The organism is Methylobacterium organophilum, from assembly GCF_022533465.1.
GTDB classification, from domain to species: Bacteria; Pseudomonadota; Alphaproteobacteria; order Rhizobiales; family Beijerinckiaceae; genus Methylobacterium; species Methylobacterium organophilum.
The window spans coordinates 3,645,662-3,666,655 of sequence record NZ_CP092848.1; the positions used below are offsets into that span (position 1 = coordinate 3,645,662).

At 71.1% G+C, this 20,994-nt stretch carries 25 protein-coding genes and 1 tRNA gene; 12 read left to right on the plus strand and 14 right to left on the minus strand.

Features of this window, described 5'->3' with window-relative positions; genetic code table 11:
* Positions 1 to 30: 30 nt before the first annotated feature.
* Entirely contained in the window at positions 31 to 456 is a 426-nt protein-coding gene (gene arfB / locus MMB17_RS17195) for an alternative ribosome rescue aminoacyl-tRNA hydrolase ArfB (protein WP_241099674.1), read from the plus strand.
* Positions 457 to 599: 143 nt separating this feature from the next.
* Here the strand turns inward: arfB and MMB17_RS17200 are convergent, their stop codons facing one another.
* Together MMB17_RS17200 and MMB17_RS17205 are read right to left on the minus strand one after the other, a co-directional pair.
* Complete coding sequence (locus MMB17_RS17200) at positions 600 to 848, minus strand: hypothetical protein (protein ID WP_241099675.1); 249 nt, start codon at positions 846 to 848, stop codon at positions 600 to 602.
* A gap of 129 nt (positions 849 to 977) precedes the next feature.
* Positions 978 to 1,889, minus strand: coding sequence for a LysR family transcriptional regulator (locus MMB17_RS17205; RefSeq protein WP_241099676.1), 912 nt, complete (start codon positions 1,887 to 1,889; stop codon positions 978 to 980).
* A 140-nt stretch (positions 1,890 to 2,029) separates the two neighbouring features.
* Here MMB17_RS17205 and MMB17_RS17210 point away from each other — a divergent pair, with 140 nt between their 5' ends.
* Both MMB17_RS17210 and MMB17_RS17215 read left to right on the plus strand, forming a co-directional pair.
* On the plus strand, positions 2,030 to 2,965 hold the full coding sequence (locus MMB17_RS17210) for a ring-cleaving dioxygenase (protein ID WP_241099677.1): 936 nt from the start codon (positions 2,030 to 2,032) through the stop codon (positions 2,963 to 2,965).
* A gap of 78 nt (positions 2,966 to 3,043) precedes the next feature.
* Positions 3,044 to 3,673, plus strand: coding sequence for an alpha/beta hydrolase (locus tag MMB17_RS17215; RefSeq protein ID WP_241099678.1), 630 nt, complete (start codon positions 3,044 to 3,046; stop codon positions 3,671 to 3,673).
* Here the strand turns inward: MMB17_RS17215 and MMB17_RS17220 are convergent.
* Positions 3,606 to 4,559 carry a LysR family transcriptional regulator gene (locus MMB17_RS17220; protein ID WP_241099679.1) on the minus strand — a complete coding sequence of 318 codons (954 nt, stop codon included), beginning with the start codon at positions 4,557 to 4,559 and terminating at the stop codon, positions 3,606 to 3,608. The genes MMB17_RS17215 and MMB17_RS17220 overlap by 68 nt on opposite strands.
* A 118-nt stretch (positions 4,560 to 4,677) precedes the next feature.
* Here MMB17_RS17220 and MMB17_RS17225 point away from each other — a divergent pair, with 118 nt between their 5' ends.
* Positions 4,678 to 5,121, plus strand: coding sequence for a DMT family transporter (locus MMB17_RS17225; RefSeq protein WP_241099680.1), 444 nt, complete (start codon positions 4,678 to 4,680; stop codon positions 5,119 to 5,121).
* On the opposite strand, the gene MMB17_RS17230 is transcribed toward MMB17_RS17225, so the two are convergent.
* Genes MMB17_RS17230 through MMB17_RS17240 form a run of 3 tightly spaced genes read right to left on the minus strand, consistent with a single transcriptional unit; the run spans position 5,118 to position 8,394 of the window.
* Entirely contained in the window at positions 5,118 to 5,606 is a 489-nt protein-coding gene (locus tag MMB17_RS17230) for a secondary thiamine-phosphate synthase enzyme YjbQ (protein ID WP_241099681.1), read from the minus strand. The genes MMB17_RS17225 and MMB17_RS17230 overlap by 4 nt on opposite strands.
* Positions 5,603 to 7,339 (minus strand): cisplatin damage response ATP-dependent DNA ligase, encoded by a 1,737-nt coding sequence (locus tag MMB17_RS17235; protein ID WP_241099682.1) that lies wholly within the window; start codon positions 7,337 to 7,339, stop codon positions 5,603 to 5,605. Before MMB17_RS17235 ends, MMB17_RS17230 begins: the two co-directional genes overlap by 4 nt.
* Positions 7,336 to 8,394, minus strand: a complete 1,059-nt coding sequence (locus tag MMB17_RS17240; RefSeq protein ID WP_238311241.1) for a ligase-associated DNA damage response exonuclease — start codon at positions 8,392 to 8,394, stop codon at positions 7,336 to 7,338. Before MMB17_RS17240 ends, MMB17_RS17235 begins: the two co-directional genes overlap by 4 nt.
* A 48-nt stretch (positions 8,395 to 8,442) precedes the next feature.
* Here MMB17_RS17240 and MMB17_RS17245 point away from each other — a divergent pair, with 48 nt between their 5' ends.
* Together MMB17_RS17245 and MMB17_RS17250 are read left to right on the plus strand one after the other, a co-directional pair.
* Positions 8,443 to 9,387, plus strand: coding sequence for a class I SAM-dependent DNA methyltransferase (locus MMB17_RS17245; RefSeq protein ID WP_241099683.1), 945 nt, complete (start codon positions 8,443 to 8,445; stop codon positions 9,385 to 9,387).
* 98 nt (positions 9,388 to 9,485) lie between these two features.
* The gene (locus MMB17_RS17250) at positions 9,486 to 10,226 is read left to right on the plus strand and encodes a YoaK family protein (RefSeq protein WP_238311015.1); all 741 of its coding nucleotides are present in this window, start codon (positions 9,486 to 9,488) and stop codon (positions 10,224 to 10,226) included.
* 50 nt (positions 10,227 to 10,276) lie between these two features.
* Here the strand turns inward: MMB17_RS17250 and MMB17_RS17255 are convergent, their stop codons facing one another.
* Positions 10,277 to 10,651, minus strand: a complete 375-nt coding sequence (locus tag MMB17_RS17255; protein ID WP_241099684.1) for a hypothetical protein — start codon at positions 10,649 to 10,651, stop codon at positions 10,277 to 10,279.
* Between the two features lie 351 nt (positions 10,652 to 11,002).
* Between MMB17_RS17255 and MMB17_RS17260 the strand changes: the two genes are divergently transcribed.
* Positions 11,003 to 11,245, plus strand: coding sequence for a DUF6894 family protein (locus tag MMB17_RS17260; RefSeq protein WP_238311017.1), 243 nt, complete (start codon positions 11,003 to 11,005; stop codon positions 11,243 to 11,245).
* Between the two features lie 22 nt (positions 11,246 to 11,267).
* On the opposite strand, the gene MMB17_RS17265 is transcribed toward MMB17_RS17260, so the two are convergent.
* Together MMB17_RS17265 and MMB17_RS17270 are read right to left on the minus strand one after the other, a co-directional pair.
* Positions 11,268 to 12,551, minus strand: coding sequence for a GGDEF domain-containing protein (locus MMB17_RS17265; protein WP_241099685.1), 1,284 nt, complete (start codon positions 12,549 to 12,551; stop codon positions 11,268 to 11,270).
* Positions 12,552 to 12,688: 137 nt separating this feature from the next.
* Positions 12,689 to 12,901, minus strand: a complete 213-nt coding sequence (locus MMB17_RS17270) for a hypothetical protein (protein ID WP_238311019.1) — start codon at positions 12,899 to 12,901, stop codon at positions 12,689 to 12,691.
* Positions 12,902 to 13,077: 176 nt separating this feature from the next.
* Between MMB17_RS17270 and MMB17_RS17275 the strand changes: the two genes are divergently transcribed.
* Positions 13,078 to 13,335 carry a hypothetical protein gene (locus MMB17_RS17275; protein ID WP_241099686.1) on the plus strand — a complete coding sequence of 86 codons (258 nt, stop codon included), beginning with the start codon at positions 13,078 to 13,080 and terminating at the stop codon, positions 13,333 to 13,335.
* A 214-nt stretch (positions 13,336 to 13,549) separates the two neighbouring features.
* Here the strand turns inward: MMB17_RS17275 and MMB17_RS17280 are convergent.
* The 3 genes from MMB17_RS17280 to MMB17_RS17290 all read right to left on the minus strand — a co-directional run bounded on the left by MMB17_RS17280 (position 13,550) and on the right by MMB17_RS17290 (position 15,830).
* Positions 13,550 to 13,634 (minus strand) — tRNA-Leu (locus MMB17_RS17280).
* A 165-nt stretch (positions 13,635 to 13,799) separates the two neighbouring features.
* Positions 13,800 to 14,753 carry a UDP-glucuronic acid decarboxylase family protein gene (locus MMB17_RS17285; protein WP_241099687.1) on the minus strand — a complete coding sequence of 318 codons (954 nt, stop codon included), beginning with the start codon at positions 14,751 to 14,753 and terminating at the stop codon, positions 13,800 to 13,802.
* 57 nt (positions 14,754 to 14,810) lie between these two features.
* Complete coding sequence (locus MMB17_RS17290) at positions 14,811 to 15,830, minus strand: SDR family NAD(P)-dependent oxidoreductase (RefSeq protein ID WP_241099688.1); 1,020 nt, start codon at positions 15,828 to 15,830, stop codon at positions 14,811 to 14,813.
* Between the two features lie 388 nt (positions 15,831 to 16,218).
* Here MMB17_RS17290 and MMB17_RS17295 point away from each other — a divergent pair, with 388 nt between their 5' ends.
* Together MMB17_RS17295 and MMB17_RS17300 are read left to right on the plus strand one after the other, a co-directional pair.
* Positions 16,219 to 16,446 (plus strand): hypothetical protein, encoded by a 228-nt coding sequence (locus MMB17_RS17295; protein ID WP_238311023.1) that lies wholly within the window; start codon positions 16,219 to 16,221, stop codon positions 16,444 to 16,446.
* Positions 16,447 to 16,460: 14 nt separating this feature from the next.
* Complete coding sequence (locus tag MMB17_RS17300; RefSeq protein WP_238311024.1) at positions 16,461 to 16,709, plus strand: BrnA antitoxin family protein; 249 nt, start codon at positions 16,461 to 16,463, stop codon at positions 16,707 to 16,709.
* A 27-nt stretch (positions 16,710 to 16,736) separates the two neighbouring features.
* Here MMB17_RS17300 and MMB17_RS17305 read toward each other — a convergent pair whose 3' ends face one another.
* Positions 16,737 to 17,261, minus strand: a complete 525-nt coding sequence (locus MMB17_RS17305; RefSeq protein WP_241099689.1) for a hypothetical protein — start codon at positions 17,259 to 17,261, stop codon at positions 16,737 to 16,739.
* A 248-nt stretch (positions 17,262 to 17,509) separates the two neighbouring features.
* Between MMB17_RS17305 and argC the strand changes: the two genes are divergently transcribed.
* Both argC and MMB17_RS17315 read left to right on the plus strand, forming a co-directional pair.
* Complete coding sequence (argC, locus tag MMB17_RS17310; protein WP_241099690.1) at positions 17,510 to 18,451, plus strand: N-acetyl-gamma-glutamyl-phosphate reductase; 942 nt, start codon at positions 17,510 to 17,512, stop codon at positions 18,449 to 18,451.
* An 821-nt stretch (positions 18,452 to 19,272) separates the two neighbouring features.
* The gene (locus MMB17_RS17315) at positions 19,273 to 19,785 is read left to right on the plus strand and encodes a Ros/MucR family transcriptional regulator (RefSeq protein ID WP_238311027.1); all 513 of its coding nucleotides are present in this window, start codon (positions 19,273 to 19,275) and stop codon (positions 19,783 to 19,785) included.
* A gap of 33 nt (positions 19,786 to 19,818) precedes the next feature.
* Here MMB17_RS17315 and MMB17_RS17320 read toward each other — a convergent pair whose 3' ends face one another.
* Complete coding sequence (locus MMB17_RS17320; RefSeq protein ID WP_238311242.1) at positions 19,819 to 20,820, minus strand: NUDIX hydrolase; 1,002 nt, start codon at positions 20,818 to 20,820, stop codon at positions 19,819 to 19,821.
* Between the last annotated feature and the right edge of the window lie 174 nt (positions 20,821 to 20,994).

The window sequence follows — 20,994 nt, forward strand, 5'->3', positions numbered from 1 at the left end:
TCGGGCGCGCCGTCCGGGAAAGGCCCTCGCATGGCGCTGCACTGCACCCCGCAGATCGTCCTCGACGAGGCGGAGCTGGAGGAGAGCTTCGTGCGCGCCTCCGGCCCCGGCGGGCAGAACGTCAACAAGCTCTCGACCGCGGTGCAGCTGCGCTTCGACGTGCGCCGCTCGCCCTCCCTGCCGGATGCGGTCGCCGTGCGGCTGATGCGGCTCGCCGGCAGCCGGCTGACGGGGGAGGGGGTCCTCGTCATCACGGCCCAGCGCTTCCGCACGCAGGAGCGCAACCGGGCGGATGCCCGGGAGCGCCTCGCCGCCCTGATCGCGGAGGCGGCGGTGCCGCCGGTCCCGCGCCGTCCGACGAAGCCGACCCTGGCCTCCAAGCGGCGGCGCCTCGAAGCCAAGAGCCACCGCTCCGGCGTCAAGCGCCTGCGCGGCAAGGGGACCGAGGGGGACTGAGATCCCGCTCCTGTTAAAACAGATTATCGATGATACGATTTCTTTTGCAAAGACATCGTATATTGAAATTCATCTCGCCGCTTCAGACAGCACGAAGGCCGGATCGACATCGATCCGGCCTTCGTCGATGGGACGTCGACGGATCAACGACGCGGATTGCGCTCCTCGCTGCGGTGCCGGCGGTTGACCGAGCCCGTCGAGAGATCGTCGCCGCGGTTCGGCAGCAGGGTCGGGAGGGCGCGGCCCCGGCCGGTCTCGACGGTGGAGCCGGGGGCGGTCTGGGTGGGGATGCCGGCCGGGGCGGTGTAGCTCTGGGCCAGGGCGGCGGTCGCGGGCAGGCCGGCCGAGAGCGCGGCGGCGAGGGCGAGACGGGCGAGACGGGTGGTGGACATGACGGGCTCCGATTCGTTCGATCCATGAGACGGCGCCGTTCGCGCCGCCGATGACCAAAAGATGGGGCCCCCTCGCTTCCAGGAAAACCCGAAAAAAACCGATCGCAACGTTCAAGATTTTCGACAAGCTCACGCCGCCCAGCGCGGGGCTGACAGCGCGGTCTCCAGATAGGCGATCAAGGCCGCGACGCGGGCGGGCCGCAGGCTGCCCGGCGGCATCACCAGGTTGAGGGCGATGGGCGGGGGCGACCAGTCCGGCAGAACCCGCACGAGACGGCCGGCCTCGAGATCGTCCCAGATCATGAAGTCGGGCTGCACGGCGAGGCCGAGCCCGGCCCGGAGGGCGGGGGCGAGCGCATCGGCATTGTTGGCCCGCAGCGGACCCTCCGGCACGACCGAGGCTTCCGCGCCGGAGACGTGAAGGAAGCGCCAGCGGTCCGGGCTCGGCAGATAGGCATAGCCGAGGCAGGCATGCCCCGAGAGCGCCTCGGGATGGGTCGGCACACCCCGCCGCTCCAGATAGGCGGGGGCGGCGACCAGCGAACGGCGGATCGGGCAGAGCCGGCGCACCCGCAGCGAGGAATCCGGCAGGGCCGCGATGCGCAGGCCGAGATCGAAGCCGCCGCCGACGAGATCCACCAGAGCGTCGCTGAGATGCAGGTCGACGCTGACGCCCTCGTGCGCCGCGAGGAAGTCCGGCAGGAGCGGCGCCACGTGCAGGACGCCGAAGGACATCGGCGCGGCGAGCCGCACGCGGCCTCGCGGCGCGGACGCGGCGGCGCTGGCCTGGGCTTCGGCGACCTCCCCCGCGGCCAGGATGCGCTCGGCATCCCCGCGGGCGGCGCGGCCGGCCTCCGTGAGGGCGAGGCGGCGCGAGGTGCGGCTGAAGAGCTGCGCGCCGATGCGCGCCTCCAGCCGCGCCACCGCCTTGGAGACGGTCGCCTTGGACAGGCCGAGCTCGGCCGCGGCCCGGGCGAAGGAGCCGGCCTCCGCCACCTTGGCGAAGACCGCCCAGGCCTCGAAATCGGGGAGCCGCTGCATGGTGCACTTCCTGAAACGATGAATTTCCATCGTTTCCGTTTCACAACGGAACGGCAAGGCCCAGATTGCCCGCAACGACGCCGCCCGCAGCGCAACCCACAGTCGGGACGGCGGCCGGAAAGCAAACCGGAGATCAGCCCATGACCCGCCACGGCCTCCACCACGTCACCGCCTTTTCCGGCCCGGTCCGGCGCAACCTCGATTTCTACACGCGGGTGCTGGGTCTCCGGCTGGTGAAGAAGACCGTCAATTTCGACGATCCGGGCACCTACCACCTCTATTACGGCGACGCCGACGGCACCCCCGGCTCGATCCTGACCTTCTTTCCGATCGAGCAGGCGGCTCCCGGCCGGGCCGGCATCGGCGAGACGCAGGAGACGGGCTTCCGCGTGCCCCGGGCCGCGATCGGCTGGTGGGCGCACCGTTTCACCGAGACGGGCGTGGCCTTCGAGCCGCCGGTCCACGTCTTCGGGGACACGGTGCTCCGCTTCCGCGATCCGGACGGGATGATGCTGGCGCTGGTCGGCACCGACGACACCGGAACCGAGGCGGCCGGCGCCCCCTGGGACGGCGGCATCCCGGCCGAGCACGCGATCCGCGGCTTCCACGGGGTCACGCTGCTCCTGAAGGAGGCGGCGCCCACGGCGGCGATCCTCACCGACGTGCTCGGCTTCGCCGAGACCGGCCGGGAAGGTTCGCTGATCCGGCTGTCCAGCGGGGCGGCGACCGGCGGTGTCGTGACGCTGCGCGCCGTCGGCGGCTTCCTGCCGGGGCGGCCGGGGGCGGGCTCCGTCCACCACATCGCCTTCCGGGCCGCCGACGACGCGGAGCAGGAAGCGATGGCGGAGCGCCTGCGCAGCGTGCACGGCCTCGCCGTGACCGAGCAGCGGGACCGCAACTACTTCCGCTCGGTCTATTTCCGGGAGCCGGGCGGCGTCCTGTTCGAGATCGCCACGGATAGCCCCGGCTTCGCCGTGGACGAGCCGGCGGAGAGCCTCGGCACGGCGCTGAAGCTGCCCGCCTTCCTCGAGCCGCATCGCGGCCAGATCGAGCAGGTCCTGCCCAAGGTCGCCTGACGCTCCTCCCCCGCCCCGGGTCACCGGGGCGGGCCGTCTTCCCGTCTTCTCCCGCCGCGTTCCCCCGCGAGGCCCGCCATGTCCGCGCCGTCCTTCCACCATCGCTACGAGCCCGGCACCGATTCGGGCCGGGCGCCGCTTCTGCTGCTCCACGGCACGGGGGGCGACGAGAACGACCTGCTCCCCCTCGGCCGCACGCTGGCGCCGGGGGCGGCCCTGCTGTCCCCGCGGGGGCCGGTCCTGGAGAACGGCATGCCGCGCTTCTTCCGGCGGCTGGCGGAGGGCGTGTTCGACGAAGCGGATGTGCGCCGCCGGGCGGACGAACTCGCCGCCTTCGTCGGGCAGGCCCGGGCGGCCTACGGGCTCGGCGCGCCCATCGCCGTCGGCTTCTCCAACGGCGCCAACATCGCCGCCGCCGTGCTGATGCGGCATCCGGAGGCGCTGGCCGGCGCGGTGCTCCTGCGCGCCATGGTGCCCCTCGCGGACACCCCCGCCGCGAGGTTGCCCGGCACGCCGGTCCTGATCCTGTCGGGCGCGCAGGACCCGATCGTGCCGGCCGCCAATGCCGGCCGCCTCGCGGCCGATCTCGCCGGCGCCGGTGCCCGGGTCGAGCACCAGACCCTGCCCGCCGGCCACGGCCTCACGCAGATGGATGTCGGGCTCGCGAAGGCCTGGCTCGACCGGCAGGGACAAGGGACGGGATCCTGAGCAGGAGCGCGTCGCGCTCGGCCAGCAGGGCGCTCATGAGGCGTTCCACAAGAGGTCCGGGCGGCCGCTCCGCCGCCCGGATCATGCGCGTCTCAAGGGGAAGGCTGGGCCGAAACGGACGCAGCACGACCGAAGGGTCCGGGCGCTCGCAGGCCGGAATCGGATCGACGAAGGCGATCCCGAGTCCCTCGGCGACGAGTCCACATCGTGCCGCCGTGTACTGCGCCGCGAGCGCGAAGCGGGGCACGATTCCGGCCGCCGCGAAGGCGGCCTCGACATCCTGCTGCAGAACGCCCGGCGCGCCTCCGATCAACGTCTCCTCCGCCAAGTCCTGGAGGGTGACGACCGTCCGCCGTGCCAGCGGGTGCCGGCGCGGCAAAGCGCACACCGCATCGACCGTGAGGAAGGGCTCGCTCGCCACACCCGCATGACCGGAGCGCGGCCGGACGAGGCCGAGGTCACACTGGCCGGTCGCCACCCAGGACCAGATCGTGTCCGGATCCGGTACGTGGACGGCGACGTGCACGGTCGAACACGCCTCGTAGAGACACCGGATCGCCCGCGGAAGCAGCCGCGAAGCGAGCGAGGGCTGACAGGCCACGCGCAACGGTCCGGTTCCGAGTTCACGGATCTGGCGTGCCGCCAAACGCAGGTGATCGAGCCCCGCATAGGTCCGGGCAACCTCCCTGGCAAAGGCCTCGCCCTCCCGCGTCGGCACCGCGCTCCCGTGCCCACGCACAAAGAGGGGAAAGCCGAGATCGGCTTCAAGCTGCGCGATGGCGCGGCTGACGTGAGGCTGGCCGATCCCGAGGGCCACCGCCGCCCGTGTCATGCCGCCATGGCGCAGCACGGCGCGAAACAGATCGAGATGAGCCGGGTTCATCATGCCTGATTTGCATGGAAATCGCTGATTGGGTCATTTGACGGCATGGACCGATGGAGGTGTCAATGGCGGCATCGGAACGAGGAGCTGCCACGGCCCCGTCCCGCCAGAGCCGACAGCCATGCCCGACATTCTTCTTTGGACGCTCGCCATCCTCGCCGGGGTCAGCGTCGTGGTTCAGCAGGTCCTGAACGCGAATCTTCGCGCCGCCTTCGCCTCGGCGGCCTGGTCGGGCTTCATGAGTTACGCCGTCGGGGTCCTCTGCATGGGCATGCTCGCCCTGCTCCTGCGCGAGCCGGCTCCTTCGTTGAGCTTGGCCGCACGGGTCCCGTGGTGGGCGTGGAGCGGCGGCGTTTTCGGAGCCGTCTTCGTCGGCCTGGCGATCCTGCTCGTGCCGCTCATGGGGGCCGCGACCTTCGTCGCCCTTCTCGTGGCGGGCCAGATGCTTGCCTCGGTCACCTTCGACCATTTCGGCTGGATCGGCCTCGCACAGCGCCCGATGGACCCATTGCGCCTGATCGGTATCGCTTTGCTGATCGGCGGCGTCGTCCTGATCCGGCGCTAGAACGACTCCGCCGATGATGCCCCCACCGCCTGCAACACGATCTCCCGCCGATGCCCCCGGTCCCGGTGCTCGATGAGATAGATCCCCTGCCAGGTGCCGAGCGCCAGCCTGCCGTCGATCACGGGGATGGTCAGCCCGGAATCGGTCAGCAGGGTGCGGATATGGGCCGGCATGTCGTCCGGCCCCTCGATCCCGTGCACGTACGAGCCGTGGCGCGGGGCGAGGCCGTCGAGGGCCGTCATCAGGTCGGTGCGCACATCCGGGTCGGCATTCTCCTGGATGGTGAGCGAGGCCGAGGTGTGCCGGCAGAACACGGCGACGAGGCCGCGGGTCAGGCCGCTCCGCGCGACGAAATCGGCCACAGCCCCGGTCACGTCGGTGAAGCCCTGGCCCGGCGTCGAGACGGTGAGGCGGGCGCTCGCCTGCCGCGTGACCGCGCCGGTGGAAAAGCCCTCCAGGCCGCCGATCCTGCCCGCGCTCCTCATGCGTCCATCTCCAGTTCCGCGCCCGGCGCGATCTCCCGCTCGCCCCGCTCCAGGATGCGCTCCAGCGCCTCCAGCCGGTCGGCCTCCGCGGGCGGCTTGTCCCAGCGGATCCGCGCCACCCGGGGAAACCGCATGGCGACGCCGGATTTGTGCCGGGTGGAGCGCTGCACGCCCTCGAAGGCGATCTCCAGTACCAGCCCCTCGTCCCGGCCATAGGCGACCTCGCGCACGGGGCCGAAGCGCTTCACCGTGTTGTTGCGGACGTAGCGGTCGAGCTTCGCGAGCTCGGCATCGGTGAAGCCGTGATAGGCCTTGCCCACGGGCACGAGCTCCTCCGCGCCGTCCGCGCCCCTCCGCCAGCAGCCGAACGTGTAGTCCGAGTAGAAGGACGAGCGCTTCCCGTGCCCGCGCTGGGCGTACATCATCACGGCATCGACCCGATACGGCTCGCGCTTCCACTTCCACCACGGCCCCTTGGGGCGGCCGGGCAGGTAGGCGCTGTTCACGCGCTTCAGCATCACGCCCTCGATGGCGTCGGCATCCGCGCCGGCCCCGACCGAGGCCGGATCGGCCCGGGCCGCCGCCACCTCCGCCCAGCTCGCGAAGGGCACCAGGGGCGAGAGGTCGATGCGGGCATGGTCGAGCCGGGCGACGAAGGCTTCGAGCCGCGCCCGGCGCTCGGAGAAGGGCAGGGGGCGCAGGTCCTCCCCCTCGGCGGCGAGGAGGTCGTAGGCGCGCACATGGGCGGGGAAGTCGTCGAGCAGCTTGCCCGTCACCGCCTTCCGGTTCAGGCGCTGCTGCAGCACGTTGAAGCTCTGCACCCGGCCCTCGCGCAGGATCAGCAGCTCGCCGTCGAGCGCCCCCTCGAAGGTGATCGCCTCGGCGAGGTCGGGGAAGGCGTGGGTGATGTCCTCGCCGGTGCGCGAATAGATCCTGCCGACCTGAAGCCCGGTCCGGTCGCGCCCGCCGGCGAGCTGCACGCGGATGCCGTCCCATTTCCACTCGGCGGAGAAGGCCTCCGGCTCGAGCTTCTCGAGATCGGCCTCCTCCTCGATCGGGTGGGAGAGCATCGGCGGCCGGAACGGGGCCGGGTTCAGGGTCTCCGGGCGCGCGCCCCGGCCCTCGACCCAGGCGAACAGGCTCTCATAGGGCGGCACGAGGCCGTGCCAGACCTCTTCCACCGCATCCGCCTCGTGCCCGCCCAGCGCCCCGACCGCGGTCTTGGCGAGCCGCGCGGAGACGCCGACGCGCAGATTGCCGGTGACGAGCTTCAGGAGCGCCCAGCGCCCGGTCTCGTCGAGGGCGTCGAGCCATTCGGCCAGATGCTTGGGCAGGGTCTTCCGGGCGGTGGTGGCCAGGGTGTCCACGACCTCGGACAGGGTGGGGAGGTGGGGCGGGGGCTTGTTGTGGCCGGGGCCGGGCGCGTCCCCTCGCGCCCCTGCGGGAGCGGCGGAGGCCTCGGCGGCGGGCCAGATCAGCGCGGTCGTCTCCGCGAGATCGCCGACATAGTTGTGCGAGAGGGCGAACAGCACCGGATCGACCCGCTCCTCCACCAGCCCCCGGATCAGCGCCGGCTTGGCCTCGCGGAAGCTCAGGGCGCCGGTCATGGCGGCCAGCGCGTAGCCGCGCTCCGGGTCGGGGGTGCGCGCGAAGAATTCCTGGAGCAGGCGCAGCTTGGCGGTGCGGCGCGGCTCGTAGGCGAGGCGGTCGAGGAGATGGGCGAAGTCGTTCACGCGCGCGCCTCCTCCAGGGCCGCCGTCGCGCCCGGATCGGGCTCGGCCTCGCCGTCGTCGCCGTAGCCCAGCAGGTGCAGGGGCCTGGCCCGAATGCCCTGGCTGCCGCACCAATGGACCAGGGCGTCCTCCTGGCCATGGGTCACCCAGACCTCCTCCGCGCCGGTGTCGCGGATGGTGCGGCAGAGATCGGGCCAGTCGGAATGGTCGGAGATGACGAGGGGCAGTTCGACGCCCTTCTGGCGGGCGCGGGCGCGCACCCGCATCCAGCCCGAGGCGAAGGCCGTGACCGGATCGGGGAACTTGCGCGACCACAGATCCTGGATCGCGGAGGGCGGGCAGAGCACGATGGCGCCGTGCAGGTCCTTGCGCTCGGCCGCGACCACCTTCGGCGTTTCGCCGAGCGGCACGCCCTCGCGCTTGTAGAGCGCGGTCAGCTTCTCCATGGCGCCATGCAGGTGGATCGGCTTCTCCCAGCCCTCCTCGCGCAGGAGCGCCATCACCCGCTGCGCCTTGCCCAGCGCATAGGCGCCGACGATATGGGCGCGCTCCGGGAACAGCCGCACGGATTCGAGGAGCTTGCGCACCTCGCCCCTCGTGTCGGGATGGCGGAAGACCGGCAGGCCGAAGGTCGCCTCCGTGATGAAGACGTCGCAGGGCACCACCTCGAAGGGCAGGCAGGTCGGGTCCTGCGCCCGCTTGTAGTCGCCGGAGACCACGACGCGGGCGCCGTCCTTCTCGATGGCGATCTGCGCCGAGCCGAGCACGTGGCCCGCCGGGGCGAAGCGCACGCTGACCTCGCCCACCCGCAGGACCTCGCCGAGGCGCGCCTCCTGCCGGTGCCGGCAAAAATCCTCGCCGTAGCGCACGGCCATGATGCGCAGGGTCTCGGGCGTCGCCAGCACGTGGGCATGGCCGGAGCGGGCGTGGTCGGCATGGCCATGGGTGATCAGCGCCCGCTCCACCGGCCGGGTCGGGTCGACGTGGAATCCCCCGAGGGGGCAGTAGAGGCCCTCCCGGGTGAGCGTGAGGAGATCGGAGGCGCGCATCGGCATCGCTGCGGATATAGGGGCCGGCACAGCCGCCGCATCCGCCGGAACACCATGTCACGCCAGCGCTCCTCCGGGGACCTCCTCGCCGACCGCCGCTACGCCTATGCCGCCGCCTGCCTCGCGGAGGGGGACGCCGCGGGCGCGGCGGAGATGGCGGAGCAGGCCCTCGCCCTCGCGCCGGATTACGCCCCCGCCTGGTTCCTCCTCGGCGAGGCCCGGGACGCACTCCTGCGCGCCGGCGATCCCGCGCAGGCGGCACCGGCGCGGGAGGCCTTCGCCCGGGCGCTCGCCCTCGAGCCGGAGGACGCGCTCGGCGCGCGGATGCGGCTCGCGGCCCTGGGGGAGGGGCCCGCGGACGCCGCGATCGGCCCGGCCTATATCCGCGCCCTGTTCGACGGCTACGCCCCGCGCTTCGAGCGGCATCTCGTCGGCGATCTCGGCTATCGCGGCCCGGAGATGATCCGCGACGCGCTGCAGGCGGCCGCGCCCGATGTGCGCTTCGGCACGGCGCTCGACCTCGGCTGCGGCACCGGGCTGATGGGCGCGGCGCTTGCCGGCCGGGTCGGACATCTCACCGGAATCGACCTCTCGCCGGCGATGCTGGCGCTCGCCCGCCGCAGGGGCTGCTACGACCGTCTCCTCGAAGGCGAGCTCCTCGGCGTCCTGGCGGGGGAGCCGGAGGCGGGCGCGGACCTCGTCACCGCGGCGGACGTGTTCATCTATTGCGGGGATCTCGGGCCGGTGCTTGCGGCGATCGCGCGCGTCCTGCGTCGGGATGGATTGGCGAGCTTCACCGTTCAGTCCCCTGAGGACGACGAAACGGACACGTCCGTCCGGCTCGGGCCGGATGGGCGCTACGCCCATGGCGACGGCCACCTGCGGCAGGCGATCGCCGGAGCGGGGCTCGCCATCGTCTCGGCCGAGCCTGCCGGCATCCGGCGGCAGAACGGCCGGGCGGTCCCGGGGCGCCTTCTCGTCCTTCGACGGCCGGGGTGAGATTCCTCACAACCGGAAACACTTGTGCGTGCAACCAATAGGGAACTGCTCCGTTGGGCCGCGATGGCCCAGCGGCGGTTCCCCGAGACGAGGTGCGGATGGAGAACAAGGCATTTCCGGCGAGTTCGACCACGCGAATCCCCTTCGCGCTGGCGCTCTCCGCCCTGGCGGGCGCAGCGGATTCCATCGGCTTCCTCGAATTCTCGCAGCTGTTCATGTCCTTCATGAGCGGCAACACCACCCGCTTCGGCACCGCCGTGAGCCATGCCGACTGGGTGGGCACCTTCCGCTTCGGCAGCGTCATCGCGCTGTTCTGCGTCGGCGCCTTCTTCGGCACGCTGCTGGCCGCCTGGTCCGGACGCTGGCGGCTGACCGTGCTGCTGATCGCGCAGGCGGTGTTCCTCGCCATCGGCCTCTATGTGCCGAACGGGTCGGAGGCCTTCCCGCTCCACGCCTATCCGATCGTGTTCGCCCTCGGCATCCAGAACGCCACCCTGCAGGACGGGGAGGGCCGCAGCATCGCACTCACCTACGTCACCGGCGCGGTGGTGCGCTTCGGCACGGGCCTCGCCAACATGGTGCTGCACAAGCCGGCGCCGTCCTTCTGGATCCAGGCACCGCTCTGGAGCGCCCTGACGGTCGGTGCCATCGCAGGCGGCACCTTGCACATCTATTTCGGCGAGCAGGCCTTCCTGTTCCCCGCGGCGCTCGCCGCCATCCTGTCGGCGATCGCGCTGATCCTCACCCTGGTCGCCCCGGGCAGCGCCTATGTCTCCGGCGAATCCGCGCCGCAGCCCGACGCGCATCCCGAGGCGCGGCCGACGGCGACGTTCATCTGACCGGAACGATGGGCGGGATCCCGGATCCCGCCCGCTTGCCCTTCCGCCTGCTACCAGCCGCGCGCGCCGTAGAACCCCTCCCGGTCGCAGTGCCAGCGATGCGGGCGGCGGGAATAGCCGTAGCCGTACCGGTCGAAGCGCGGGCCGTCCTCGTAGGCGATCACCCGGCGCCGCTCGTAGACCGGCGCCCCCTCCTCGTAGGGGCCATCGACCGGGGCGGCCTCCACGTCGTAGGGCCGCCCATAGGCGCCGTAGGCCGGGCCGGGATGGGCCTCGGCCGCGACGGCGCCGAGCAGCGCACCTGCCGCGAGGCCGCCGATGATGCCCGCGGCGAGGGCACCGCCGCCCCGCGCCTCGGCGGCCGAGGAGGTGAGGACGCCGACGCCCATGAGCGCGGCAGCCGAGAGCGCAGCCAATCTCTTCATGACCATTCCCCTGACGGACAGGCCACTGGCCGGGCGACGACCCGGCCTCGCGGAATGCGGCGATGTCCCGGCCGCATGGCCCGAAATTCGCACCGGCACGTTGCACACGCGCTGAATCGCGTGCACAGCTCCGGTTCAGCTTGGGCGAGTATCCTGCCCGTGTCAGAGGCTGCCGATTCGAGCGGCACGGCGCCATGGATCTCCCGAATTCCCGCTGACCTGGATCTCGGCTCCTTCCGAGACGAGGCGACGCTGGCCCTCGGAGCCGGGATGTCGGCTGCGACTCCACGTGAGGTCGCCACACGTCGCTGGCGGCACTACAGTGGGATAATTTCCCACCGAACGACTTCGATGCCCCGCTTCTTCATCGACCTCCATGACGGCGCCAATTTCGTGAAGGACAAGGTCGGCTTCGACCTTCCGGACGAGCAAGCCGTGCGCGAACGCCTGGCCCGGATCATGGCCCGGGCCGCCCAGAATCTGGCGGGCGCACCCGAGCGCCAGGACGTCTTCGCCATCGTCCGCGACGAGAACCGGCAGATCGTCCTGCGCGCGCATCTGTCCTTCGACATCGAGACCGTCGAGCGGGGCTGAGGCGCCCGCCCGGGGAATCGACTCAGCCCACCACGGTCATCGGCCGGCGCGCCTCCGTCGAGAGATCCGTGCGGAGCCCGGGCTCGGCCGGAAGCGGGGGCCAATTGGCGTTGTGGGCGGCCGTGGCGCTCGCCACGCGGTCCCGTCCCTGGGCCTTGGCGAGGTAGAGTGCCTGGTCGGCGGATTTGAGAAGATCCGGATAGGCGATGCCGAGCCAGCGGGTCGGGCCGTAGGCCGCGGTGACGCCGATGCTCACGGTCAGCCGTGCGCCCTGCGGCTGGCCCGGATGGGGGATCGCCAGCTCCGCCACGGCGGCGCGCAGGGCCTCCGCCGCCGCGCAGGCCTCGGCCAGCGTCGCCCCGGGCAGGAAGGCCGCGAATTCCTCGCCGCCGTAACGGGCCACGAGGCCGCCGCTCGCGGCGATGGCGCCACGCAGGGCCGCCGCGACCTGGACGAGGCAACGGTCGCCCTCGGCATGGCCGGCCGCGTCGTTGAGGCGCTTGAAGTGGTCGATATCGACCAGGATGACCCCGAGCCACGCCTCCTGCCGCTCGCAGGCCTCCCAGGCCTCGTCGAGCCGATCCGAGAAGTGGCGGCGATTGGCGACGCCGGTGAGGGAATCGGTCTCGGACAGGATCCGGAGACGGGCATTCGCCTCCGCCAGGGCCTCGGCCTGGAGGGATTCCCGCAAGCCCGCGAGGAAGACCTTCTTGGCCTCCCATTCGTTGGAATAATGGAGCTTGAGCGGCACCACGATCAGCCCCGACACCAGGAGCGGCAGCCCGTTGCCGGCCGCATCCGTGAGGCCGAAGGCGACGATCATCCCGACATAGAGGATCAGGGACGAACCGCAGAACCAGAGGCTGTGCCGGAACGGCTGCGGCGCGATGAGGCCGACCACGAGCGGCACGATCGCCGCGATGATGACGTAGGAGGCGGTGTGCGAGGCCGGCACGAGCCGGGCACTGTTGAGGACGACCGCCAGATCGACCAGCGAAGTCGCGAGGGCCGCGCAGGACAGCCGCATCACCGTGGGGCGCCCGCGCAGGAGGACGATCGCGGTCAGCGTGATGGGGCAGAACACCCCCAGCGTCAGCACGAGCGGGACCGCGAAGGCCTCGGGGCCGAAGGCATCGTAGTCCATCGCCAGGGACAGGACGTTGAACAGCACGAAGACGCCGAGCCAGGTCTGGACATAGAGACCGTTCTGACGGGCGGTCTCGGCGCGGTAGCGCGCTTCCAGGGGGGCGGGCAGCCGGAGCCTGTACCAGGGACGGCTCAGGCCCGCTTCAATAAGACGTTGCATGGACGTGCCGGCTCATCCTCTGGTGAGGCACCCGGCAATCTATGAGGCGATTTTTTCCCAAGCGTTAAGGCAATCGCCGAGATTTGCGAACATCGGCGATTGCCTCGCGCGCAGGTTGCACCTTTGCGCGGGGCCCCTCAGGCGCCCGCGTCGTCGGAATTCTGGGCGTAGCGGACCAGCGCGTCGATCTCCCCCGGCGCACGGAACACCTGGCCATCCCCCGTCTCGACATAGACATCCGCGGCGCCGAGGCTGGAGAAGGTCATCGCCCGCTCGGCGGCGCGGACGCCGATCGCGTGCTCTTCCGCCTTGGAGCCAGAGGGCGCCGTGTAGTGAACGGTGTAGGTCATGAAGCTCTCCTGCTGGCGGGCGAGCATAGGCCAGGGGACCGGCACCACCAAATCGCGCCACCGGCGGAGCCTTCAGGTCCGGTTCAACCGGCGCGGCCTAGCTTGGCCCACCTCGCACGAACGGCCGCTCCATCCGGAGCTCCGCCGCCTCGGCGCGGGACTTCCGCTCGGACGCCATGCTCGCCCTCCCGACCACGCCTCTCGGTGTTCCCGTCCTGCCGATCCCGCATGCCGGCGCGGGGCGAGCCGCAAGCCCGTTCCCGGGCACGCGGGCCTTCCTCCGAAGCGTCATGCCGGCCCTCGACCTCGCTTTCGGCCTGGAGGATGTCTCGACCTACCCGGACGCGATCGTGGCGCTGATCGAACGCCTCGAAGCGGGCCCGCTCGGGCAGGCGGCCACGGCCGCCGACCGGCCAGCCGTGGCCTTCGCCTGATCGCCGTGCCGGCCCGGCGCAGGCCGGCAGCCTCACGTTTCGGCGCGGCGTGAGACCCGCGGGAACCCCGACGGCCGCCGATCCTCGGCGTCAGGCCGCGAAGCCTTCGCCCTCGTTCATCATGGGAACCGGATCATCTGCCGGTACAGAGGACTTGCCGTCCTTCCTGTCAAAAAACAGGCACCTTTTCTTCGGTCTCGCAAGACGAAGAGAATGGTGCGGCCAAGAGGACTCGAACCTCCACCCCTCGCGGGACTAGCACCTCAAGCTAGCGCGTCTACCAATTCCGCCATGGCCGCTCGTCGCACCCGGGGCCGGCCGAAGTGGCTGCACCGGTGGGAGCGGCGCAGCGGATAACAGATGCGATCCCGGGGCACAAGCGCTGCTTTCGCGCCGGCTGACGATTGCCGGCCCGCCGCCCCGTCGACGGCGCGCCGCAGGCCCCGTTTCCGCGCCCCGCGAGGTCAGGCGCGCAGGGAGGCCTCGAAATACGCGATGGTGCGCGCCAGCCCCTCGCGCAACGGCACGGTGGGGTTCCAGCCCAGCACCGCTTGCGCCTTGGCGATGTCCGGGCGGCGCTGGCGGGGATCGTCGGGCGGGAGGGGGCGGAAGACCAGCCTGGAGGTCGAGCCCGTGAGCTCGAGCACGAGCGCGGCGAGCTCCGCGATGGTGAACTCGCCCGGATTGCCGATGTTGATCGGCCCGGTCACCTCCGGGCCGCTCTCCATCATGGCCACGAAGCCGTCGACGAGGTCGTCCACGTAGCAGAAGGAGCGGGTCTGCCGGCCGTCGCCGTAGAGGGTGATGTCCTCGCCCTTCAGGGCCTGGACCACGAGGTTGGAGACCACCCGCCCGTCATGGGGGTGCATCCGGGGGCCGTAGGTGTTGAAGATGCGCACCACCTTGATCGCGAGCCCGTGCTGCCGGTGGTAGTCGAAGAACAGCGTCTCCGCGCAGCGCTTGCCCTCGTCGTAGCAGGAGCGGAAGCCGATCGGGTTCACCCGGCCCCAGTATTCCTCGGGCTGGGGATGGATCTCGGGATCGCCATAGACCTCGGAGGTCGAGGCCTGGAGGATCGGGATCTTCAGCCGCTTGGCCAGCCCCAGCATGTTGATCGCGCCGATCACGCTGGTCTTGGTCGTCTGGACGGGGTCGAACTGGTAGTGGATCGGCGAGGCCGGGCAGGCGAGATTGTAGATCTCGTCCACCTCGACATAGAGCGGGAAGGTCACGTCGTGGCGCAGGAACTCGAAGCGCGGTTCCGGGAGCAGATGCGCGATGTTGCGCCGACTGCCCGTGAACAGGTTGTCGACGCACAGCACCTCATGCCCGAGCCCGAGCAGCTTCTCGCAGAGATGCGACCCGAGGAACCCGGCGCCGCCGGTGACCAGAACGCGTTTCGAAGTCCCACGCCGCATGGGTCGGCTCCCTGACAGAGGAAGGCGTCTCGCCGGCCCCTCCCAAGGAGGCGCCCGTCAAGCGCCGGTCTGAGAAGCGGTATACTTGACGTACCAGTCGACGAAAGCCGCGATCCCCTCCTCGACGGGCGTCACCGGCACGTAGCCGATCAGGTCCCGCAGGAGCGCGGTGCTCGCCTCCGTCTTCTCCACGTCCCCGGGGGGCAGATCCTTCAGCACGCGGGTCGCGCTCCGCCCGAGGCTGGCTTCGAGGAGGTCGAGGATCCGCGACACGCTGACGGGCTGGCCGCCACCGATATTGACGAGCCGATAGGGCGCGACCGGGCTCAGGGTGTCGGCCTCGGACAGACGGGCCTGCGGGTCGGCGGCGGGCGGCTTTCCGAGGAGGCGGTGGATGCTTTCCACCAGGTCGCCGACATAGGTGAAGTCCCGCACCGCGCGGCCATGGCCGTAGACGTCGACCGGCTCGCCCGCCAGGATCTTGCGGGTGAACAGGAACAGCGACATGTCGGGCCGGCCCCAGGGGCCGTAGACCGTGAAGAAGCGGAAGGACGTGACCGGCAGCCGCCACAGATGCGCGTAGGTATGGGCCAGCACCTCGCCGGAGAGCTTCGTCGCCGCGTAGATGCTCATCGGCGCGGCGGAGCGGTCCGTCTCCCGGAACGGCAGCGTCGTGTTGCCGCCATAGGCCGAGGAGGTCGAGGCGAACATCACGTGCTGGATGTCGAGGCCCCGGCAGGCCTCGAACAGGTTGAACGTGCCGACGATGTTGCTCGCGATGTATTGGCGCGGCTGCTCCAGGCTGTAGCGCACGCCGGCCTGGGCCGCGAGATGGACGACGACATCCGGCCGAGTCGCCCGCATGACCGCGCGGATGCGGTCCGCATCCTCGAGCATGAATTCGTGGAACGAGAAGCGGTCGTGGGCCGAGAGATGCGCGAGCCGGGCGCGTTTCAGCGCGACGTCGTAGTAGCTGGTCATCCCGTCGATGCCGACGACCTCGACGCCGTCGGACAGCAAGCGATGCGCAAGATGAAATCCGATGAATCCTGCGGCACCGGTGACGAGAACCCGCATGAATGCTGCTCCTGAGAGATTGGTTGACGCCGCAAGTTCCGTTTCGACGCGCACTCGCCTCTGCCATATCGGCATGACGCTGCGAGATCACGCACGAAATCCGCCCGCCGACGGCCGCGGCGCAGGAACAACTTCCCGGCAACCGCGCCGGAGGAGGCGCCCCGGCCCGCAATGAGCCGGGGAGAGAAACCGCGCGTGCATTCGCCTTCCGGGCCGCGGCCTGCTAGGGTTGCGAAGCCTTATCCGGTGGCGATCCGCGCCCCGAGGGCTTCACCACCGCCCGTCCCCCGATCGCTCCGCCGGACACCGCGAGGAGGCCGCGAGCAAAGGGATGGCGCCGGCCCCGGGCCGGCCGCCGGGACGAGGGCGGCGCGATGGAAGACGTTCCATGACCGACGACATTGCCGCCAAGATCCGCGCCGAGGCGCGCGCGGAGCGCGCGGAGCGCATGGCCCGCGAAGGCGCCGAGGCGATGGCGGAACACCAGGCGGCGATCCGCGCCGTCGACGAGCGTACGCTCCGCCTGCGCGCCCTCCGCCTCGCCAAGGAGGCCGAGGAGGCCGCGGAGCGCGCCGCCAATCCGCCTGCGCCCAAGCGCCGGCGCACCAAGGCCTGAGGGAGAGGATCGCCATGGCCTTCGACCGCCCCCGCCGCTCCAGCGACCCCCGCGCCGCCGCCGAAGCCGCCTTCAAGGCGGTGACCACCCGCAAGCCCGCACCCGCCCCGGCGCCGGGACCGGCCGCGGCGACGGCCGTCCCCGGTGTCCGCGAGACCGTCTCCCTGCGCCTCGACAAGGCGGTGCTGGAGCATTTCCAGAAGGACGGCCCCGGCTGGCAGGACCGCATCAACGCCGCCCTCAAGGCCGCCGCCGGGCTCTGAGGGCGGCCTTTCGAGAGGGCCCGGCGCTCAGGCGTGCACCGCCCGGGCGAGCTCGGCCTTCGACATGCGGGAGCGGCCGGAAATGTCTTTCGCCCGCGCCTTCTTCATCAGCTCGGCCTTGGTCTCGCCGCTCCCCGCCCGGGACGACGTCGAACCCGTCTTGCGGGCGGAGGCGGCCTTCTTCGCCACGTCCGCGGGCTGCTTCGAATGCTGCTTGCCCTTGGCGGAATCGGCGCGCTTCTTCGCGGTGGAGCGGGCGTATTCGGACGCGCTCAGGCTCTCGCGGGCCTTCTTGGGCAGGTAGCGCTCGCCGGTCTTGCCGCTCTCCTTGCCCGACTTCGTGCCCCATCCCTCGTCGGTCCATTGCTTGAGGTGGTTGTCGGACGACTTCCCGCCCTCGTAGCCGCCGCCCTCCTTCTTGTACGTGCTCGTGGCCATCTGTGCCTTGCGGGCGGACCATTGCCCCGGCTTGCCGCCCTTGTCGGAGCGGGTGACCTTCGCCTTCACCTTTTCCCAGAGCTTCGGATCGGTCTTCTTGGCGCGCTCGGCCATGATCGTGTCTCCTCGACGGGGGATTGGGCGGTCAATCGGGCGCGAGGCCCCGGCGTTCCAGCCCGCTTCGCCGCATCCTGGGGACAATCCCCCATGCGCAGGGGGAACGGATGCGTTGACAGCGGGGCGCGAAGGTCTCACCTCGCGCGGGCATCGCTCTTCCCCGTCGCGCCACCGTCATGCTTCGGCGCGAGGAAGACCGGTGGACGAACAGGCGATGCGGGCGTGCCCGCAGCGGAGACGAAGGCATGTCGGCGAACAGCGCCCCCACGGTATTCATCGACGGCGAGGCCGGGACCACGGGCCTCGGCATCCGCGAGCGCCTGGAGCGCGAGGGCCGCGTGCGCCTCGTCAGCATCCCGCACGAGCACCGCAAGGATGCGGCCGTGAAGCGCGACCTGATCGCCGGCGTCGACCTGGTGGTGCTGTGCCTGCCCGACGACGCGGCCAAGGAGACCGTGGCGCTCGCCGACGGCCTGCCCGGCGGCGGCCCGCGCATCCTCGATGCCAGCACCGCCCACCGCGTCGCCCAGGGCTGGGCCTACGGCTTTCCCGAGCTCGCCCCGGGCCAGGCGGAGGCGATCCGCGCCGCGCGCCGGGTCGCCAATCCCGGCTGCTACCCGACCGGGGGCATCGCCCTGCTGCGCCCCCTCGTCGAGGGCGGCCTGATCCCGGCCGACTTCCCCATGAGCGTGAACGCGGTCAGCGGCTATAGCGGCGGCGGCCGCTCCATGATCGAGGCCTACGAGCGCAACGAGGCGCCCGCCTTCGAGATGTACGGCCTCGGCCTCGGCCACAAGCACGTCCCCGAGCTGCAGGCCTATGCCCGCCTGACCCGGCGGCCGATCTTCGTGCCCTCCGTCGGCAATTTCCGGCAGGGCATGCTGGTGAGCGTGCCCCTGCATCTCGACAGCCTGCCCGGCCGCCCGACCCCGGGCGATCTCGAGGACGCCCTCGCCGACTGGTACGCGGGCAGCGCCCTCGTCTCGGTGGTCAAGGGCGCGGAAGCCGGCGCCCATCGCGAGCGGATCGAGCCCGAGGGGCTCAACGACACCGACCGGCTGGAGCTGCGGGTCTTCGGCTCGGACAGCCACCGCCAGGCCGTGCTCGTCGCCCGCCTGGACAATCTCGGCAAGGGCGCCTCCGGTGCGGCGGTGCAGAATCTCGGCCTGATGCTCGGGCTCGACTGACCGCCCGGCACCTCAGGACGACGGGGCTCCCGTCGCCTCGTCGTCCCCCCCCCTGAGAACGAAGCCGGAGCGCCGGCCGGGAACACGCGCCGGAGCCGCCGCCGATCCGCTCGTCCGGAATCGGCCGTCGGCGCGCCCGGCGACGCGGCGCGATCCTCGATCCCAGCGATCCTTGTCCGAAGGGCCGCCCCGGCTTCATCCGCTGGCGGCGGCCCGGTGAAGCGGTTTCCGCCCTGAGCGCGAGGACGGGCCCGGAGACCGGCGCCCTCACAACAAGCATCGTCTCAAGATACGCGCGATGAAAATCAGTTATCGTGCGCTGCAATCTTCCGCCCGCCGGTGAGCGGCGACGGCGCAGGCCGGCGCGAAACGCGGCCTGTCGCGCAGATTTGAGGGAGCGCTGCCGCATGCCCGCAGCGCACAGGCACACGATCCACAAGATTTCGCGCATCCAGGACCCGTGATCGGCCAATGTCGACCCGGGTCGGCCGTCGACAGAAGCGATGCCTATGGCGCCCCCATCCGCAAAAGACGAGGCAAATATCTGATCCCGTGCGGGAATTTCAGATATGGGCCGCGGGATGTCTCGCGCCGGGGCCTGCGAGAAGCCTGTTTTTTCCCATCGCCCCCCATCCATCGCCACGACCGGGACGTCCCCGAGCCTGCACTCGCCTGTGCAAGAGAGGACTGGATGAAAAACCGAAATAGCTCGGCTTTTGATCGCTCGTAATCCGAAAATTCTTTGGAAACGTCTTGCCGTGTAGTGGAGCTGAGCTTACGCTCTGGATGTCAAACGCTCCTCAAAGACGGCATTTCTTAACATGAGTGAAGATACAGCCGAGTCCGCAAGACTCATCACCCTCGCGGCGGACATCGTCTCTGCCTATGTCAGCAACAACCATGTCCAGAGCGCAGATCTGGCGAAGCTGCTTAGCGACGTGCACGGCGCGATCCTCGGCGTCACCGCTCATGCCGCCAACGGGCAGGATTCGGGTCCGCCCAAGGCGACACCGCAGGAGATCAAGAAGTCGATCTCGCACGATTACCTGATCAGCTTCGAGGACGGGAAACCCTACAAGACCCTGCGCCGGCACCTCACCCTGCGCGGCCTGTCGCCGGAACAGTATCGGGCGAAGTGGGGCCTCGGCCCGGACTATCCGATGACTTCGGCGAGCTATTCCGAGCAGCGCTCCGAACTCGCCCGCGCCCTCGGCCTCGGCCAGCAGCGCCGCCGGCCCGCGGCCAGCGAGCCGCCCCCCGTGGAAGCCGCCCCCCCGGCGGAGGAGCCGGCGGCCAAGAAGCCCCGGGCGCCCCGCCGCAGGAAGGAAGCCTGAGACGGGCCGCGCCCCTTCGCCCCGCGAACCGGCTCAGCCGGGCCGGCGGGACGGCGTGAGCCGCACCCCCGGCGCGGGGCGCTCCAGCAGCACCTCGCGGCGAAAGCGGACGAGGCGGGCCGGGCGGCCGGCCGTCCCGCTCGTGACGGCCTCCGTCTCCTCCACCAGGCCCTGCTGGGCGACCAGCCGGCGGAAATTCTGCTTGTGCAGCCGCGTGCCCGAGAGCGCCTCGACCGTCCTTTGCAGCTGGAGCAGGGTGAAGGCGGGGGGCATCAGCTCGAACACCACCGGGCGATACTTGATCTTGCCGCGCAGGCGCCCGATCGCGGTCGCGAGGACGCGGCGATGGTCGAGGGCCATGGGCACGCCGGTAACGGCGGCATCGGCGGGGACGGCGGCGCCGCTCTGGCCCTCCGCCTCCGGGATCAGGCCGGCCTCGAACAGAAGCTCGTAGCGTTCGAGCACCCGTTCCTCGTTCCAGGTACCGCCGAAATTCAGGCCGACCCGGTCCTCGCGCAGGCGGCGCAGCTTCGGGTCGGCGGCCTCCTGGACCCAGGCCATCAGCCGCGGCTCGATCGCGTCGAGGGCCGCCGGGCGTCCCTCGCGAAAATCCTCCCAGGGCAGATAGGCGTACCAGTTGCGCCAGGCCGCCTCCGCGAGGCCGGCCGGGCGCGCCTCGCGGACGAGGGCGAGATAGGCCACCGAGAGCAGGTGCACGCCCTCCGGGCCGCCCGCTTTCCGGTCGCGGTCGCCGAAGGTGTAGAGCTGCTCGACATAGCCGAGGCGCTGGTGGGTCTGCTGCTCCACCCAGGCCCGCAGGCCGCGCTCCAGGGTCGTGTGCTCGGGCACCAGGGGGCCCGCCGGCAGGCCGGTCTCGCGGCCCCGCGCCTGCCCCGCCACCTGCACCGTGAGGGCGCGCGGCTCTCCGCCCGTGGCGGCCACGATCACCGCCACCAGGCCCACGGAGGAGGCGCTGACGGGCAGCGGCGCGGTCTGAGAGCGGGAGTCGGCCCGGAGCGGGTCGGCCGTGGTCATCGTCGTCCAGAACATCCTGCAGCGGTCCCGGGACGGGACCCTCGCCGCTCCTCTACAACGATTCCGAACGGCCCGCAGGGGTCCGGAGCGGTCGGGAGGCGCGCTATCCTCCCAAGACCGCCGCAGCCCTTGCCGTTCGCCGGCGCTTGAAAAGCCGGCAGGATGGTCACACAG

What these genes read in the sequence shown, in the direction of transcription:
- MMB17_RS17220 (WP_241099679.1), bottom strand. Translation starts at nt 4,559, where the DNA reads ATGATGAACCCGGCTCATCTCGATCTGTTTCGCGCCGTGCTGCGCCAT.
- MMB17_RS17285 (WP_241099687.1), bottom strand. Translation starts at nt 14,753, where the DNA reads ATGCGGCGTGGGACTTCGAAACGCGTTCTGGTCACCGGCGGCGCCGGG.
- MMB17_RS17255 (WP_241099684.1), bottom strand. Translation starts at nt 10,651, where the DNA reads ATGAAGAGATTGGCTGCGCTCTCGGCTGCCGCGCTCATGGGCGTCGGC.
- MMB17_RS17245 (WP_241099683.1), top strand. Translation starts at nt 8,443, where the DNA reads ATGTCACGCCAGCGCTCCTCCGGGGACCTCCTCGCCGACCGCCGCTAC.
- MMB17_RS17210 (WP_241099677.1), top strand. Translation starts at nt 2,030, where the DNA reads ATGACCCGCCACGGCCTCCACCACGTCACCGCCTTTTCCGGCCCGGTC.
- MMB17_RS17270 (WP_238311019.1), bottom strand. Translation starts at nt 12,901, where the DNA reads ATGACCTACACCGTTCACTACACGGCGCCCTCTGGCTCCAAGGCGGAA.
- MMB17_RS17225 (WP_241099680.1), top strand. Translation starts at nt 4,678, where the DNA reads ATGCCCGACATTCTTCTTTGGACGCTCGCCATCCTCGCCGGGGTCAGC.
- MMB17_RS17320 (WP_238311242.1), bottom strand. Translation starts at nt 20,820, where the DNA reads ATGACCACGGCCGACCCGCTCCGGGCCGACTCCCGCTCTCAGACCGCG.
- MMB17_RS17250 (WP_238311015.1), top strand. Translation starts at nt 9,486, where the DNA reads ATGGAGAACAAGGCATTTCCGGCGAGTTCGACCACGCGAATCCCCTTC.
- MMB17_RS17300 (WP_238311024.1), top strand. Translation starts at nt 16,461, where the DNA reads ATGGCCTTCGACCGCCCCCGCCGCTCCAGCGACCCCCGCGCCGCCGCC.
- MMB17_RS17215 (WP_241099678.1), top strand. Translation starts at nt 3,044, where the DNA reads ATGTCCGCGCCGTCCTTCCACCATCGCTACGAGCCCGGCACCGATTCG.
- arfB (WP_241099674.1), top strand. Translation starts at nt 31, where the DNA reads ATGGCGCTGCACTGCACCCCGCAGATCGTCCTCGACGAGGCGGAGCTG.
- MMB17_RS17275 (WP_241099686.1), top strand. Translation starts at nt 13,078, where the DNA reads ATGCTCGCCCTCCCGACCACGCCTCTCGGTGTTCCCGTCCTGCCGATC.
- MMB17_RS17295 (WP_238311023.1), top strand. Translation starts at nt 16,219, where the DNA reads ATGACCGACGACATTGCCGCCAAGATCCGCGCCGAGGCGCGCGCGGAG.
- MMB17_RS17305 (WP_241099689.1), bottom strand. Translation starts at nt 17,261, where the DNA reads ATGGCCGAGCGCGCCAAGAAGACCGATCCGAAGCTCTGGGAAAAGGTG.
- MMB17_RS17205 (WP_241099676.1), bottom strand. Translation starts at nt 1,889, where the DNA reads ATGCAGCGGCTCCCCGATTTCGAGGCCTGGGCGGTCTTCGCCAAGGTG.
- MMB17_RS17240 (WP_238311241.1), bottom strand. Translation starts at nt 8,394, where the DNA reads ATGCCGATGCGCGCCTCCGATCTCCTCACGCTCACCCGGGAGGGCCTC.
- MMB17_RS17265 (WP_241099685.1), bottom strand. Translation starts at nt 12,551, where the DNA reads ATGCAACGTCTTATTGAAGCGGGCCTGAGCCGTCCCTGGTACAGGCTC.
- MMB17_RS17200 (WP_241099675.1), bottom strand. Translation starts at nt 848, where the DNA reads ATGTCCACCACCCGTCTCGCCCGTCTCGCCCTCGCCGCCGCGCTCTCG.
- MMB17_RS17290 (WP_241099688.1), bottom strand. Translation starts at nt 15,830, where the DNA reads ATGCGGGTTCTCGTCACCGGTGCCGCAGGATTCATCGGATTTCATCTT.
- MMB17_RS17315 (WP_238311027.1), top strand. Translation starts at nt 19,273, where the DNA reads ATGAGTGAAGATACAGCCGAGTCCGCAAGACTCATCACCCTCGCGGCG.
- argC (WP_241099690.1), top strand. Translation starts at nt 17,510, where the DNA reads ATGTCGGCGAACAGCGCCCCCACGGTATTCATCGACGGCGAGGCCGGG.
- MMB17_RS17230 (WP_241099681.1), bottom strand. Translation starts at nt 5,606, where the DNA reads ATGAGGAGCGCGGGCAGGATCGGCGGCCTGGAGGGCTTTTCCACCGGC.
- MMB17_RS17260 (WP_238311017.1), top strand. Translation starts at nt 11,003, where the DNA reads ATGCCCCGCTTCTTCATCGACCTCCATGACGGCGCCAATTTCGTGAAG.